Genomic DNA, 15,070 nt, shown 5'->3' on the forward strand with positions numbered 1-15,070 from the left:
AACTTTACACAGTGTGGGCGTACACTCACTATCATCTTTCAATATATATATGACAAATATAAAATGCAACATCATCGCTCCGCCCCCGCCATGGTTTTGGCTGCTTTAGGTATCGTTTATGGCGATATTGGCACCAGTCCGCTTTATACTCTTAAAGAAACTTTTTTAGCGTCACATATGCAAGTGGGAGAAACGGGTGTTTTAGGTTTTGTCTCATTAATCATATGGGCTCTGATTTTAATTGTTACCCTTAAGTATGTATTCTTCATACTGCATGCAGATAATAAAGGAGAAGGCGGGGTAGTCATTCTGATGCAGCAAGCCCTTCAATTTCTACAGGGCAAGCCGGCTTGGATTGTAATGATGATGGGGCTGACCGGAACGGCCATGTTTTTTGGCGACGCCATGATTACTCCGGCTATTTCAGTCTTATCTGCTGCCGAAGGCCTGACTGTTATAAGTCCCCAGTTAGAGCATTTCGTATTACCGATCGCGCTGACAGTATTAGTAGCATTATTTATCATCCAGCGTAAAGGTACACAACATATCGGCAATTTTTTTGGCCCGATTATGCTGCTTTGGTTTTCCTGCCTCGCTCTAATCGGCCTATATCAAATCACACAAAATACTTCAGTATTACGCGCTCTGAACCCTTATTACGGCTTATATTTTGCTACTCACCACGGTTGGGGCGGATTTGTCAGCTTAGGAGCAGTAGTTTTAGCCGTTACTGGTGCCGAAGCCTTATATGCCGACATGGGGCATTTCGGACGCCGTCCGATTCAGACGGCTTGGATTGCAATGGTTTTACCTGCTTTAGCACTTAACTATATAGGCCAAGGAGCACTGCTGCTTCGTAAACCGGAAGCCATTCAAAATCCTTTTTTCTTAAGCGTACCGGAATGGGGACTGGTTCCTTTGATTATCCTAGCCACCTTAGCAACTATTATTGCCAGCCAAGCCGTGATATCCGGTGCATACTCGCTTACCCGGCAAGCAATCCAACTTGGCTTTACTCCTCGCATGCAAATCAATCACACCAGCGAAACGGAGATTGGCCAAATATATATTCCCTCTATCAATTGGATGCTCCTAGGCGTAGTTATCTTAGTCGTACTCGGATTTAAGAACTCTACTAACCTTGCCTCTGCTTACGGCATAGCCGCTACCGGAACCATGGTACTGACCACGTTAATGTTCTGTATTGTCATGATCAAAAAATGGCGTTGGCCCAAGCTTGCCGCGTTCGGCCTAACAGCAATTTTCTTATGTTTCGATTTGGCATTTTTCTCATCCAATCTACTAAAAATACCTACCGGCGGCTGGTTTCCCGTGATGATTGCCATTATTTTAGTATTTATTTTCAGTACTTGGCGTCGCGGTCGGGACCTTCTTAATAAAACCTCTGCCGAACACGAGTTGGATTTATCCTCCTTTATTGACAACTTGGATGATTACCCACCTCAAACTGTTCCTGGCAATGCCGTATTTATGGTTAGCAATCCCTTCATAGTACCCAAAGCCTTGTTGCACAATTTGAAACACAACAAAGTATTACACGAAAATAATATTCTCCTAACCATACAAACCCAAGATGTCCCCAAGGTTCCCGAAACAGAGCGAATCTCTATTGAAAAACTAAATACTAGATTTACCCGAATCATTGCACATTACGGTTTTCAGGAAACCCCCCGGGTCAACCAAATTATCCGACTTGCCCCAAAAAAAGGGATTACGCTGGAAATAATGGAAACTTCTTTTTTTCTGTCTCGAGACAGTATACGCACTAGTAGCCATACGCCACCTAAAGGTATGGGCAGGCTACGTACGCGCTTTTTTAAATGGCTGTACAAAAACAGCACCCCTCCCACCGACTATTATCGGATTCCAAGTAATCGAGTTGTAGAAATGGGTTCACAAGTCACCTTATAAATTAAAAATGATAGCCAAGCCTCACAGCTTGGCTATCAACCTTTTCAAACAACTACAATACACTTACACTACACCATAATTGCAGCTATACGATTCTAAACAAGCAGGAGTATTCTCATGGCCAACCATATTAAAATAGGTATTGTAGGCGCTACCGGCTATACAGGAGTTGAGTTACTCCGCCTACTCGCCTCTCATCCCAAAGCCGAAGTAACAGCCGTAACCAGCCGCAGTGAAGCCGGGATAGCGATTTCTGACTACTTCCCCAGCCTACGCGGAACCTACGATCTAAAATTTCTTTTACCAGAAGAGGCATCTTTAGAACAATGCGACGTAGTTTTCTTCGCCACACCCCATGGCGTAGCTATGCGAGATGCCCCTGCACTACTAGAGCGAGGAGTAAAAGTAATTGATTTATCAGCTGACTTTAGGCTAAAAGATATCCCCACATGGGAACAATGGTACGGAATGCCCTTCACCGCAGCTGATACGCTAAAAGAAGCTGTTTACGGCTTATGCGAACTTAATCGCGAGCAAATCCAACATGCCCGGCTAGTTGCCAATCCGGGCTGCTATCCTACCTGTGTTTCACTCCCCTTGATTCCTCTACTGAAAAACCACCTGATCAATACAGATATGCCTTTAATTGCAGATTGTAAGTCAGGCGTATCAGGAGCAGGCCGTAAAGCAAGCATCGGTACTTTATTCTGTGAAGCAGCAGATAATTTCAAAGCCTATGGTGTTACTGGCCATCGCCACCTACCGGAAATAAAACAAACTATCAGCACCCTGCAAAACGGAGCAGAAAAAGGCTTTGTATTTGTTCCTCATCTCACACCATTAATTAGAGGTATGCAGGCTACCCAATATATCTACTTAAATGATGATGTCGATCCTTATTCGATATTACGTGATTTTTATCACAACAGCCCATTCATTGATATTATGCCGCCAGGTAGCAGCCCCGAAACACGCACAGTTCGAGGAGCCAACGTATGCCGTATTAGCATTCAAAAAGCTCCCGAAAGTGATCTATGGATCATCCTGTCTGTCATTGATAACTTGGTCAAAGGAGCAGCAGGCCAAGCCATACAAAATATGAACATCATGTTTAACTTTCCAGAAACCTTTGGCTTAGACCTGCCGCCTTTATTGCCATAAACTCAACCGAATTTCCCTATACCAAAATAAATACTAAGATACTTATTAAAAAGCCTGTATATCAGTCTATTAGCCTTAATTCACATCTGATAAACTTAGGCCGTCTGAATTTCAGACGGCCTAAGCCTAATGCGACACACCAATTCAAAGTTTAAGGCTCGTAAACTACTGCAGCAGCCATACCCTCTTCATCTAGATTTCCATAATATACTTCCCACTGACGAGCCGCATCCAAAACATCACATTGCCGAGCATAAACCACCTGCTTGTGACTCATAACGTGCCAAGCTAAATTATTTAGCGTTTCACAGCGTAAATCCGAAAAGGACACCTCTGCCGATTGGGCTGTTGAGTTCCCTGCAAAAAATCCCATAAAAACCAGGGAAAGAAAAACAACAAAAACCAACATACGCAACTTTCTTACTTTCACCATGACTCTTCCAAAACTTTAATTTTTCTTAATCATAGTAAGAAAAAACTAAAATTTCAACTTTTTTTATCTTTTTTTAAATAAAAACTAAACAATAATCTTGAATTACAATAAAAAATAAATTAATATTTACATAATTGAAACTTATTTTAAATCGAAGCCATGGTTAGAGATATAAAGCAGCTCTCTACCACTTCTCTGTACTAGAAAGCTTACAACATGAACTCTTTTAAAGAACGATTGGCATATCTCTGGCAAGATCAAGCCAAACAAGCAAAAATCGCCGCAGATATAGATATGACAATTGCAGGCTTTAGCCGCATTTGGAATGAAGGAGGACTTCCCAAGGCAGAAACATTAAAAAAAATCAAACAACTCAAAGGTTGTAGTATTGACTGGCTTCTTACGGGGGAAGGAGAGCCTTTCCCAAACAAACGAACCAGTACAGCAATCGCATATGATACATTGGGCAATCCAGTAGATATGGATGAATTTATCTTTGTGCCAAGGTATAATATCCAAGCTGCTGCAGGACACGGACAACTGGTAGGTAATGAAAAGCCTGAATTTTCTATGGCATTCAGACGCTACTGGATAGAAAACTATATTACCCGTGATATTAAAAATCTATCCGTTATCTCAGTCAAAGGGGATTCCATGGAAGGAGTTCTGAATGACGGGGACTCGATTCTCATCAACCACTCGGAAACCATACCCCGCGACGGCTTATATGTATTAAGAATTAATGAAAACCTTCTTGTAAAACGCCTACAACTTATGCCGGGTGGTATCATTAACGTCATATCTGCAAATGATGCCTACCCAACTTTTGAAATACATTTGAGTCAGATAAATGATGAAATTGCCATTATCGGGCGGGTAGAATGGTTTGGCCGCAATATTTGAGGCTTGCCTAGTAAGTTACATATGCCGTATGTAAATTTCCAAAAATAAACTTGAAACATCCATATAGAACCCTATTTATCAATCAGCAAGAAATATTTCTCAAACTGAGAATACACCACTTAATCAACGAGGAATCACATCATGTCTGAAGAAAATCCGATTACCTTTACAGACAGCTGCTGTAACAAAGTAGCAGACCTTATCGCAGAAGAAAATAACCCAGACTTAAAATTACGGGTTTTTGTAAATGGAGGTGGTTGTTCAGGCTTCCAATACGGATTCACATTTGACGAAATCAAAAATGAAGATGATTTCGAAATAACTAAAAATGGCCTTACTTTCTTAGTTGACCCTATGAGTTACCAGTATTTGATCGGTGCTGAAATTGATTACACAGAAAGTCTTCAAGGTTCTCAATTTGTGATCCGAAATCCAAATGCAACCACTACATGCGGATGCGGGTCATCTTTTTCCGTTTAGATTAAAATTAACCGACATCATTTGTATCCATAGAGGGGCCTCTTAAAAGGCTCCTTATTACTTCATAAGTTTAAATGTTTATCTTATAATTGCTGCAAGAATCACCCAACTATCAGCAAGCAGTAGCTTTCTAAAATTATTTAAATAAAATACCGTTTATCTTAAAAATTAGCCACTAATATCTAATTTAAATTAACTGCCGTGCTTTATAATACTCTAATTTAAACTAATGTGATACTATTAAGAACCTATAGCATACACACACTTTCCCTTTTATCTGCTGAACGAAATTAAATCAAAATGAATAAGCAACAGCCTCTTTATGATGTCTATGTTTCTTATCCCCCAAATATAGATCAAAATAAAATCAATGCTTGTATCCGAGACAACCTTTCGGATTCTGAAGCAGAAGAACTTATCAAAGGCCTTGCAGAGAAAAAGCAAGTCATTATTGCCGAATGGTGTACTCGTGACGAATGGGAAAATGCTCAACAATATTTTAGTTACTTGGGCTTGGATGTTATCACCCGGCAATCCCTAGAATTAGAACAGAACCACACTGAAGAGCTGCATACTATTGGTAATGAAACACGTATTGATTGCCCGGTTTGCCATACTTTAATTGAAAATATTGAACATACTGACGAATGCCCAACATGCAGTCTGCTATTGAAAACAGCCTCAGAAAGCACTATTCAACATAAACGTATCGAATGGCAAGAGCGTATCGCCTTCGAGTCACTGAAGCAACAAGAAATTGCTTATAAATTAGAACAACAAAAACAAGAAGAAGAAGCCCGTCTTAGAAAACAGATTCGTGCAGAATTAGAAAAGAAATTACGTCAAGAATTAGATGATAAAAAACTATCGCAATTAAAATCCTCACATAAAAATTCAAATTTAATTATTATATTAGGCTGCCTTTTAGCAATTTTGCTGATTGGTGTAGGGTATATTATTGCAAAAATTTTATAACCTCTCTTATGTTATTGAGACGGTATCAAATTATATAGAAATTAAATCTTTAGATACCCTCCAAAGTTCTCTTAATCATTTTCGTTGTTATATTTAGATATATTCATAAGCCCCTACTCTAAATAATTTTCTCCAGAATCACTATTGCTCAATCCTACAAGAGAGAAAAATACTATTCACCTTCTAACTATCACTCTATCTCATCATTCACCAAATTCTTAACATAAAACTTGATTTAAAAATATTTAACATTAAATATCAAATATTTATCTCAAAATGATACTTACAATATTTTAAGATAGAAGCTATAATTTTTTTCTACTAGTTAAAAATTAATTTTTAAAATATAAATAAGCTGCGTTATTTGGATTTTGAAAATTCAATCTCATAATAACGCAGCTTATGACACAAATAGGGCAATCCTATTTAAATCAAATAAATTTTACTAAAAAATATTTTTACTCTACCTTATCCCGACGACGCAATAACGTAATCAGATTGCAGATACGCTGCTTCATTTCACGACGATCGACAATTTGGTCTATCGCACCTTTTTCCAATAGAAACTCAGCCCGCTGAAAGCCTTCAGGAAGGGTCTCACGTACTGTTTGCTCAATCACACGAGGGCCGGCGAAACCAATTAAAGCATTTGGCTCAGCCAATACAATATCGCCTAAAAAAGCAAAACTGGCAGATACCCCTCCCATTGTAGGATCAGTCAATACCGAAATAAAAGGTAAGCCCTTTTCGCTCAAAAGATGCAGTGATGCACTGGTTTTCGTCATCTGCATTAATGAGTTCAACCCCTCCTGCATACGGGCTCCGCCTGATGCCGCCACACAAATGAAACTACAGTTATCAGCAACAGCACGACGCACACCTTGTACAAAACGCTCTCCGACAACAGAACCCATTGACCCACCAATAAAACGGAACTCAAATGCCGCCACAACCACAGGCAAGCCATTCATAGTACCTTTCATAACAACCAATGCATCTTCTTCACCGGTTAATTTACGTGCTGCCGAAAGACGGTCCGGGTATTTTTTGCTGTCTTTAAATTTAAGCATGTCTACCGGTTTTACATTAGAACCGATTTCTTCACGGCCATTTTCATCCAACAGCAAATTTAACCGCTCTCTGGCATTTAATGCATTGTGGTGCCCGCATTTTGGGCATACTTGGGCATTTTGTTGCAAATCAGTAGAGTAAAGCGTAGCCGAGCAAGAAGGACATTTGCTCCATAGTCCTTCCGGCACTACAGAGGTGCTTTTATCCTCTCTCTTAATTTTAGGAGGCAGAATTTTATCTAACCAGCTCATGGATTGCTCCTTAATTTGAGTTTTAGCCGTCTGAAAAATCACAGACGGTGTATTTTATTTCTAGTAATTCCGTGAGAATCAACGGATAGCATTTTTTAATTCATTTACCAATCTGCCGACAGCTTCCGCTTCACTGCCTGCATGATCTTCTATTTCTTTTACAATACGGCTGCCCACGATAACGGCATCAGCAACAATACTGATTTTGTACGCACTGTCGGCGTTATTGATGCCGAATCCCACACCGATAGGTAGTGTTGTATATTTACGTAAAAGCTCAATTTTACGCGAAACGGCTTCAGTATCCAACTGTGCCGAACCTGTTACGCCTTTAAGAGATACATAGTAAATAAAGCCACTTGCCAACTCAGCAATTGTTTGAATGCGCGCCTCTGTCGTTGTAGGTGCAATCAAAAAAATACTGTCTATACCATTTCGCTTCAAGGCCTCATGTAAAGGGCCTATAGTTTCCACCGGCGAATCAACAGTCAATACGCCATCTACTCCCACTTCTGCCGCAGCTTGTGCAAAAACCTCATAACCCATTTTGTGTATCGGATTGAGATAGCCCATCAATACAATCGGAGTTTCTTGATTAGAACGGCGAAATTCGCCTACTATTTCCAATACAGTTTTCAACGATATTCCATTGGCTAAAGCACGTTCTGCCGCACGTTGTATAACCGGTCCATCTGCCATAGGATCAGAAAAAGGCACGCCCAATTCAATAATATCGGCACCGTTTTCCACCATGCTATGCATTAATTGTAAAGTGGTGGAACTATCCGGGTCGCCCACGGTTATATAAGGGATAAGTGCTTTGGAACCATTTAGGACTTTGAAGGTAGACTGTATTCTGCTCATCGGTATGCTCTTTATTATTCAGATGGCCTGCAACAATTTCTGCCGCCACTTTTACAAGCGTACTAGTATAGCATTGCTTTCAAAGCGCCTGAATGATAATTTTAAGAAGGTAAAAAGCCGTTTGACCTATTTCCTATAATTTAATACTTAACATACAACATTCTATGTTACCAGCTTAATGATTGGTTTGGTCCTTCATCATTCCATATATGATATGCAAACTATCTTTAAACCGGTTCTTCATCCCCCAACCATCTATGGATATTCATTCTGCAATCCCGATTGTCGGAACCTCCGGCGAACTCACCGAACAAATGATGCTTCGTGCATCAGGCTTACCTCCTCGTTATGGTAATCGTATCAAAGTATTGCTTAATTGCTCTGAAAATTTTACCGAATGGGAGGCGGCACTGCTGGAAGCTAAAGAATCCATTTGTATTGAAATGTATATCTTTGCCCCAGATAGTTTCGGTAAACGCCTACGTGATATTTTGCTAACTAAGCTTGCAGAAGGTATACATGTAGCCTTGGTATATGACTGGCTGGGAAGCTTGAATGCCCACCTTCGAGGTTTTTTCAAACCGCTGAAGGCAGCTGGAGCCGAAATCCGCTCCTATAACCCTCCCAAATGGACTAGCGGTGTCGGCATTTTCTCGAGAAATCATCGCAAATCCATCATAATTGATGAACAAATTGCATTCGTTAGTGGCCTATGTATTTCAAATGCTTGGAAAGGCAAACCAGAAAAAGGGATAGAAGCTTGGCGAGACACTGGCCTCAGGCTCGAAGGCCCCATTGTGCAAGATATATTGGATGCATTCGAAGATACCCTTATCTCTGCCGGCGGCACACCTCTGAAGCTTAAGCGTTATACCTACGAAGATACCCCTCCTACCGGTAGTGTACGTGCACGTGTTTTGGCAACCACTCCTGAAAATATCAATACCCTACGTTTCGATTTAAATGTTATCGGGCTGTCCAGCCAAAACCTATGGATTACCGATGCATATTTTATGCCGACACGAATGTACGTACAGACTTTAATTAACGCGGCCAAGGCTGGAGTTGATGTACGCATTTTGGTCCCACGGACATCTGATATCAAATGGATAGGCACTGTATCACGCACACAATACCGGCCATTGCTCGAAGCGGGTGTACGCGTATTCGAATGGAACGGCACGATGATTCATGCGAAATGTGCCTTAATTGACGGTCAATGGGCACGTGTGGGTAGCACCAATTTGAATATGTCTAGCTGGTATGTAAACCGCGAGCTGGATATATCGATAGAAGATTCTTCTACGGTTTATTTACTAGAACGCATTTTCTTAAACGATCTCAACCATGCAACAGAAGTTATCCTTAATGAAGGAGCACATACCGAATTTAAAGAAGCACGGCGTAAAAAATTCAAACTCATGCAGCGGGGCCGCACAAAAGCCGTTATGCGCCAGGCCATACAGCTCAGCCATGCGTTTGATATCGGCTTTTCCGGCACCCGATTAGTAGACGAATCAGAAGCATGGGCCTTTCTTACCATCGGTATTACCATCCTCCTACTGGCGGTTACAATATATTTCATACCGCAAATCATTATTTGGCCGCTGCTGCTGTTACTTATTATCGGAGGCAGCGGTACTGCACTACATGCAATCAAACAATTACGGAAATTCAAACAAAACAAACACCGCTGAGCACAAAAAAATGCCGCTTGAATTATCTTGATACGCAATTGCCCTTCTTTCGCTTAAGCTATTACCAAAATAAAAAATAATTAATAAAACAAACGGTAAAGTCAGGAAAGGAAGGCAATATGCGTATTAGCGTTATCATAACGGCGGCTCTTCTTGTCGGCGGCATATACTACATACAAAACAATCCCCACATTGAAGCAAAACTGCATCAATTTTTCAGCTATGAGCATTTGCTCACGCCAAAATTCGACAAAATGCCGAAATAATGAAATGATGCCGTCTGAAAGTTTTTCAGACGGCATCATTTCATTAGGCTAGAAGTTTTACCGTATCAGTTTTAAAATTTATCCAAACATATTTTTGATGCCGGATAATTCAAATATTAATCAAAATAAATTAGCCGACAGCATACAGTAAAACCTCTACATTTTCGGAACACATCATCATGAGCATTCCCCAACTCTCTCCGACAGAACTTAAACAATGGCTTGATGAAGGCCGGAAAATCATTCTGCTGGATGTGCGTGAAGACGAAGAAGTCGCTTTCTGCGCCCTACCCGGCCACACGCATATCCCGATGAATATGCTTCCCCTACGCCAAAACGAATTACCTGACGGGCTTCCTATCGTAGTTTACTGTCACCACGGCATGAGAAGCCTTTATAGCGCTATGTATCTTGCCGAGGCAGGATTCGAATCACTATACAACCTGCAAGGCGGAATAGATGCATGGTCTCAACAGATTGATCCGAATACTCCTCGTTATTAATCAAACACATTCAAACGGCCTTCCCTTTCCACTCCCCAAAGTACTTTCAGGCCGTCTGAAACCCGGCTAATCCTAGTGCTGATAAAGAAGTAGATCTAAATGCCAATCAAAAGTCCAACTATGTAACAACCACGCCAATCGCGCTAAAATAACCGTTTTATATCAAACCGACTTCTCTTATGAGCCAGCACCTTTATATCGGTATCATGTCCGGCACCAGCATGGACGGTGTAGATGCCGTCCTTATCCGCACCAACGGCAGCCAATGGCAATGCGCCGAAGGCCACGCTTTCCTGCCTTATTCAGATACTCTCAAACAAGAACTACTGGCTCTGCAACACAACGGCTACGACGAACTCCACCGCAGCCGTTTGCTGGCACAAAAGTTGTCCCGCCTCTATGCCGACACCGTTGAGCTGCTGCTTGCACAACAAAAGCTCTCTCCAACCGATATACGCGCCGTCGGCTGCCACGGCCAAACTATCCGCCACGCGCCCGAACATAGATACAGTATCCAACTCGCAGATTGGGCTTTATTGGCCGAGCTTTGCCAAATCAGTGTAATAGGCGACTTCCGTAGTCGCGATTTAGCTGCCGGAGGGCAAGGAGCACCCTTAGTACCCGCATTTCACCGCGCCTTATTTGCCTCACCTGACGAAACGCGTGCCGTTTTAAATATCGGCGGTATCGCCAATATCAGCATCCTACCTCCCCAAACACCTGAATTCGGCTTCGACACCGGCCCCGGTAATATGTTGATGGACGCATGGGTCCAACATCACTGGCACCAAGCCTATGACAAAAATGGGGAAAAAGCTGCCCAAGGCACAATATTACCCGAGCTTCTCGATTGCCTGATGCAACATCCTTATTTCCAATTAACACCGCCTAAAAGTACCGGGCGCGACTTATTTTCATTAGAATGGCTGATGCCGAAAATTCAAAAGGATGCAAACGCACATGATGTTTTGCGCACTCTATTGGAATACACCGCACTCACCATACACAACGCTCTTACCCGTTTTTCCCCCCAAGCCCGTAATATTTATTTGTGCGGCGGAGGTATTCAAAATGATATGCTGGTTAAACGGCTACAAACCTTAGGTGACTCAGCCGAATTCAACTACCACAGCACTGAAGCACTTAATCTCAATCCACAATGGGTAGAGGCTGCCGCATTCGGCTGGTTAGCCTCGCGCTGGTACGATCAACTACCCGGCAACCCCGCTAATGCCACCGGAGCATCAGGACCGCGTATTCTCGGTGCCTGCTACCCGGCCTAAAACGAAACCAAATAGCAGCCAAAAACTCAAATAACACCATCAGCTGCAAAATCATAAACGAAATGTGCAAATATTCTTCTAATATTTCCGGTTTCCCCACATATAGGCCGTCTGAAAATACAATCACCCGAATTCAGACGAACTACAGGAAAACCAATACCAATAAAGATAATCTGCAATTTAAAACACCATCGGACAATACATCGTTTTTATTTTGAATAGCTATACTATATAATTTAAAGATTTTGGCCTTCATCCCAAGAAAGGCTTTCAACAAACCGCACCGTCCAAAAACCTTTCAGACGGCCTACGCTACCCGACAAACAGAAAATACTGAAAATAATACAACTTTCAAAGAGGCAATAGAAAAAACAAGGCTACGATTATTACCGGCTCTATTTGTGAATGCTCTTGATATGACAACTTATGGCTACCAAACCCTCTAAAAAAAAACCATCCCGCATCCAATACCAAAACTGTTAAAAAACAGGCCACAACGCCACCGCGCAAACCTAAAGGCGTTGTGAAGAATACGACGAAGCGTCCGGCTCGCTCCGCACATGCCGTCAAACTGATAAACGACACTTTATGGCTTTTTGGATTGGCCGTAACCGTTTATATAGCCCTTGCCCTCGCCAGTTTTACCATGACTGATCCTGCATGGTCGCGCAGTGTGCCCGCTACAGAACAAGTGCGCAATCTCGGCGGGCTCTTCGGTGCATACTTGGCCGATGTCGGCTACTATTTATTCGGCTTATCGTTTTGGTGGTGGGTAATTGCCGCCAGTATTTATCTGTATAAAAACTTCCGCTTGATACAAACCGAAGAAAGCAAACCCTACAATACTGCCGTAGCCTTTACCGGTTTACTAATCCTGCTGATTTGCAGCCCCGTATTAGAAGTTTTCGCCTTCCAAGAACGTTTAGAAAACACCCTGCCCGTAGGTGCAGGCGGCTTAATCGGTACATTTGCCGCCCAAGGTATGAGCTGGCTATTGGGCACTTCAGGCAGCCTTCTCATTTTACTTGTTATCCTTCTTCTCGCATTATCGCTGGTCGCACAAATTTCATGGCTTGATATTCTTGAAAAAACCGGTGCCAAACTTGAGTGGCTATGGATGAAACTGAGCCGCAAGCAAGAAAAATTTATCAAAGATTTACCAGATGCCAAAACCACCCGCCGCATGGTACGCGAAGCCAAAAACATCACTGCCGAACCGGTAGAAACAATCGAAGGCACCACAAGTAACCGCAAAACCGTATCGGTATCCGTTGCACCTCCTCCCGCTCCTGTCCAAGCTCCTCTCTTTGATGAAAAAGGCCAAGCTGCCGAACCGTTGCCGCAAGGAGAATACAGCAAGCCCTCACTAGGTTTGTTGCGCCAACCTCAAGGCGAAGCCCCTGTTATCAATCCTGAAGTGTTACAGCAGACTGCGGAACGCATCGAGGCTAAACTTGCCGAATTCGGCATTAGCGTTCAAGTTGTTTCCGCCACAGCCGGTCCTGTTATCACCCGTTTCGAAATCGAGCCTGCCCAAGGCGTTAAAGGCAGCCAAATTGTTGGCCTATCCAAAGACTTGGCCCGTTCGATGTCCTTACAAGCCGTACGCATCGTTGAAACCATTGCCGGTAAAAATACGATGGGTATCGAACTACCAAACGAACGCCGCCAAGACGTTATGCTGAGCGAAATACTCTCATCACCGGTTTTTACCGAAGCCAAATCCAAGCTAACCGTCGCCCTTGGAAAAGATATAGCCGGCATTCCGGTTGTAGGTGATTTAGCCAAAATGCCGCACCTTTTGGTAGCAGGTATGACAGGATCGGGGAAGTCCGTTGGCGTAAACGGCATGATTATGTCGATGCTGTTCAAAGCCACGCCCGAAGAAGTCCGCTTCATCATGATCGATCCCAAAATGCTTGAACTTAGCATTTACGACGGCATTCCCCACCTGCTTTGCCCTGTGGTTACCGATATGCGTGAAGCAGGCCAGGCACTCAACTGGTGTGTAGCCGAAATGGAAAAGCGCTATCGGCTCCTTTCGTATGCCGGTGTGCGTAATTTGGAAGGATTTAATAAAAAAGTACGCGAAGCCAAAGAGGCCGGCAAACCGTTACTCAACCCCTTCAGCCTGAATCCTGACAATCCAGAACCGCTTGAAGCCCTACCGATGATTGTCGTTGTTATCGACGAATTGGCAGACTTAATGATGACCGAGCGCAAATCTGTCGAACAACAAATCGCCCGTCTTGCCCAAAAAGCACGTGCTGCAGGCATCCACATGATAGTCGCAACCCAACGACCCAGCGTAGATGTCGTTACCGGCCTGATTAAAGCCAATATTCCCACACGCATGGCCTTTACCGTACAAAGTAAGATTGACAGCCGCACCATTCTCGATCAAATGGGGGCGGAAGAATTACTGAAATACGGTGATTTATTATTCCTCCAACCCGGCAATGCAGAACCGACACGCTTGCAAGGCGCATTTGTATCCGATGACGAAGTCCATCAAATCGTTGCCCATATCAAGCGTCAAGCCCCGGCCAATTATATTGATGGCATACTGACGGGCGAGGCTGCATTGGAAACTACTAATGTTGTCAATCCCAATGCCAACAGTGACGAACTATTTGATCAAGCAGTAGCTTTCGTATTGGAATCTCGTAAAACTTCTATTTCTTCTCTGCAACGCCAACTTCGTATCGGCTACAACCGCGCTGCTAATCTGATGCAGGCACTCGAAGATGCAGGTGTCGTTTCTCCCGCTGATGTCGGTGGTAGCCGCCGTATTCTTGCACAGAAGGATAACTTGTAAAAACCTATTCCAATCAGGACATTAACCAAATCATTGCTGTAAACAACAAATGCCGTCTGAAAACTTTTCAGACGGCATTACATTTACATATCTAAAAAATTCTAGATCTAAGCATCAGTAAAGAATCTTTTTTACTTGATGCGGTTGCAAAACCCAAACAACTAACTCTGCAAAATAAAGCCGTTCTCAAGCCCGCCTATACTATTGCCAATAAACCGGGGGCTTTACCTTCCACCAGCTCAAAGAGTATTTCAGTAGCACCACAGCCTGCCACGAGTGATACAACAAGGCATTTGCCTATTGAAAACAACTTTTCTTTTTCGTTAGGGCGGTACTTAACCATAATTTATCTACCTGCAGGATAACAGCTAAATGCAGTCTCATCTTCCATTTGAAGGCTTAAGAGCTTATTTGTTGGCTTGGCATTTTTAAT

At 42.7% G+C, this 15,070-nt stretch carries 13 protein-coding genes; 9 read left to right on the plus strand and 4 right to left on the minus strand.

What is annotated here, in order from left to right; genetic code table 11:
• Positions 1 to 63: 63 nt before the first annotated feature.
• Together LVJ86_RS08935 and argC are read left to right on the plus strand one after the other, a co-directional pair.
• Positions 64 to 1,932, plus strand: coding sequence for a potassium transporter Kup (locus LVJ86_RS08935; protein ID WP_047761875.1), 1,869 nt, complete (start codon positions 64 to 66; stop codon positions 1,930 to 1,932).
• A 117-nt stretch (positions 1,933 to 2,049) separates the two neighbouring features.
• Positions 2,050 to 3,093: an N-acetyl-gamma-glutamyl-phosphate reductase gene (argC, locus tag LVJ86_RS08940; protein ID WP_047761874.1), complete on the plus strand. Its 1,044-nt coding sequence runs from the start codon at positions 2,050 to 2,052 to the stop codon at positions 3,091 to 3,093.
• A 151-nt stretch (positions 3,094 to 3,244) separates the two neighbouring features.
• On the opposite strand, the gene LVJ86_RS08945 is transcribed toward argC, so the two are convergent.
• A complete protein-coding gene (locus LVJ86_RS08945; protein WP_047761873.1) occupies positions 3,245 to 3,526 on the minus strand; it encodes a hypothetical protein in 282 nt (93 codons plus the stop codon).
• Positions 3,527 to 3,742: 216 nt separating this feature from the next.
• On the opposite strand from LVJ86_RS08945, the gene LVJ86_RS08950 reads away from it, so the two are divergent.
• From LVJ86_RS08950 to LVJ86_RS08960, 3 genes are all read left to right on the plus strand, one after another.
• Entirely contained in the window at positions 3,743 to 4,429 is a 687-nt protein-coding gene (locus LVJ86_RS08950; RefSeq protein WP_047761872.1) for a S24 family peptidase, read from the plus strand.
• 141 nt (positions 4,430 to 4,570) lie between these two features.
• Positions 4,571 to 4,909 carry an iron-sulfur cluster insertion protein ErpA gene (gene erpA / locus LVJ86_RS08955; protein WP_047761871.1) on the plus strand — a complete coding sequence of 113 codons (339 nt, stop codon included), beginning with the start codon at positions 4,571 to 4,573 and terminating at the stop codon, positions 4,907 to 4,909.
• A gap of 300 nt (positions 4,910 to 5,209) precedes the next feature.
• On the plus strand, positions 5,210 to 5,884 hold the full coding sequence (locus LVJ86_RS08960; protein ID WP_047761870.1) for a hypothetical protein: 675 nt from the start codon (positions 5,210 to 5,212) through the stop codon (positions 5,882 to 5,884).
• Between the two features lie 458 nt (positions 5,885 to 6,342).
• On the opposite strand, the gene accD is transcribed toward LVJ86_RS08960, so the two are convergent.
• Positions 6,343 to 7,206 (minus strand): acetyl-CoA carboxylase, carboxyltransferase subunit beta, encoded by an 864-nt coding sequence (accD, locus tag LVJ86_RS08965; protein ID WP_047761869.1) that lies wholly within the window; start codon positions 7,204 to 7,206, stop codon positions 6,343 to 6,345.
• A gap of 78 nt (positions 7,207 to 7,284) precedes the next feature.
• On the minus strand, positions 7,285 to 8,070 hold the full coding sequence (gene trpA / locus LVJ86_RS08970; RefSeq protein WP_047761868.1) for a tryptophan synthase subunit alpha: 786 nt from the start codon (positions 8,068 to 8,070) through the stop codon (positions 7,285 to 7,287).
• A gap of 257 nt (positions 8,071 to 8,327) precedes the next feature.
• Between trpA and LVJ86_RS08975 the strand changes: the two genes are divergently transcribed.
• Entirely contained in the window at positions 8,328 to 9,767 is a 1,440-nt protein-coding gene (locus LVJ86_RS08975; protein WP_047761867.1) for a phospholipase D-like domain-containing protein, read from the plus strand.
• Between the two features lie 101 nt (positions 9,768 to 9,868).
• Here the strand turns inward: LVJ86_RS08975 and LVJ86_RS08980 are convergent, their stop codons facing one another.
• Positions 9,869 to 10,072 carry a hypothetical protein gene (locus tag LVJ86_RS08980; RefSeq protein WP_047761866.1) on the minus strand — a complete coding sequence of 68 codons (204 nt, stop codon included), beginning with the start codon at positions 10,070 to 10,072 and terminating at the stop codon, positions 9,869 to 9,871.
• A gap of 140 nt (positions 10,073 to 10,212) precedes the next feature.
• Between LVJ86_RS08980 and LVJ86_RS08985 the strand changes: the two genes are divergently transcribed.
• From LVJ86_RS08985 to LVJ86_RS08995, 3 genes are all read left to right on the plus strand, one after another.
• The gene (locus LVJ86_RS08985; RefSeq protein WP_047761865.1) at positions 10,213 to 10,536 is read left to right on the plus strand and encodes a rhodanese-like domain-containing protein; all 324 of its coding nucleotides are present in this window, start codon (positions 10,213 to 10,215) and stop codon (positions 10,534 to 10,536) included.
• 179 nt (positions 10,537 to 10,715) lie between these two features.
• On the plus strand, positions 10,716 to 11,819 hold the full coding sequence (locus tag LVJ86_RS08990; protein WP_047761864.1) for an anhydro-N-acetylmuramic acid kinase: 1,104 nt from the start codon (positions 10,716 to 10,718) through the stop codon (positions 11,817 to 11,819).
• 523 nt (positions 11,820 to 12,342) lie between these two features.
• Positions 12,343 to 14,637, plus strand: a complete 2,295-nt coding sequence (locus tag LVJ86_RS08995) for a DNA translocase FtsK (protein ID WP_244702568.1) — start codon at positions 12,343 to 12,345, stop codon at positions 14,635 to 14,637.
• Positions 14,638 to 15,070: the final 433 nt, after the last annotated feature.

The sequence above is a fragment of the Neisseria arctica genome (genome assembly GCF_022870905.1).
GTDB lineage: Bacteria > Pseudomonadota > Gammaproteobacteria > Burkholderiales > Neisseriaceae > Neisseria > Neisseria arctica.

Bases quoted from the DNA above. Each gene is read 5' to 3' on its own strand.
- erpA (WP_047761871.1), top strand. From the start codon at position 4,571: ATGTCTGAAGAAAATCCGATTACCTTTACAGACAGCTGCTGTAACAAA.
- accD (WP_047761869.1), bottom strand. From the start codon at position 7,206: ATGAGCTGGTTAGATAAAATTCTGCCTCCTAAAATTAAGAGAGAGGAT.
- LVJ86_RS08950 (WP_047761872.1), top strand. From the start codon at position 3,743: ATGAACTCTTTTAAAGAACGATTGGCATATCTCTGGCAAGATCAAGCC.
- LVJ86_RS08980 (WP_047761866.1), bottom strand. From the start codon at position 10,072: ATGATGCCGTCTGAAAAACTTTCAGACGGCATCATTTCATTATTTCGG.
- LVJ86_RS08945 (WP_047761873.1), bottom strand. From the start codon at position 3,526: ATGGTGAAAGTAAGAAAGTTGCGTATGTTGGTTTTTGTTGTTTTTCTT.
- LVJ86_RS08960 (WP_047761870.1), top strand. From the start codon at position 5,210: ATGAATAAGCAACAGCCTCTTTATGATGTCTATGTTTCTTATCCCCCA.
- LVJ86_RS08990 (WP_047761864.1), top strand. From the start codon at position 10,716: ATGAGCCAGCACCTTTATATCGGTATCATGTCCGGCACCAGCATGGAC.
- LVJ86_RS08935 (WP_047761875.1), top strand. From the start codon at position 64: ATGCAACATCATCGCTCCGCCCCCGCCATGGTTTTGGCTGCTTTAGGT.
- trpA (WP_047761868.1), bottom strand. From the start codon at position 8,070: ATGAGCAGAATACAGTCTACCTTCAAAGTCCTAAATGGTTCCAAAGCA.
- argC (WP_047761874.1), top strand. From the start codon at position 2,050: ATGGCCAACCATATTAAAATAGGTATTGTAGGCGCTACCGGCTATACA.
- LVJ86_RS08975 (WP_047761867.1), top strand. From the start codon at position 8,328: ATGGATATTCATTCTGCAATCCCGATTGTCGGAACCTCCGGCGAACTC.
- LVJ86_RS08985 (WP_047761865.1), top strand. From the start codon at position 10,213: ATGAGCATTCCCCAACTCTCTCCGACAGAACTTAAACAATGGCTTGAT.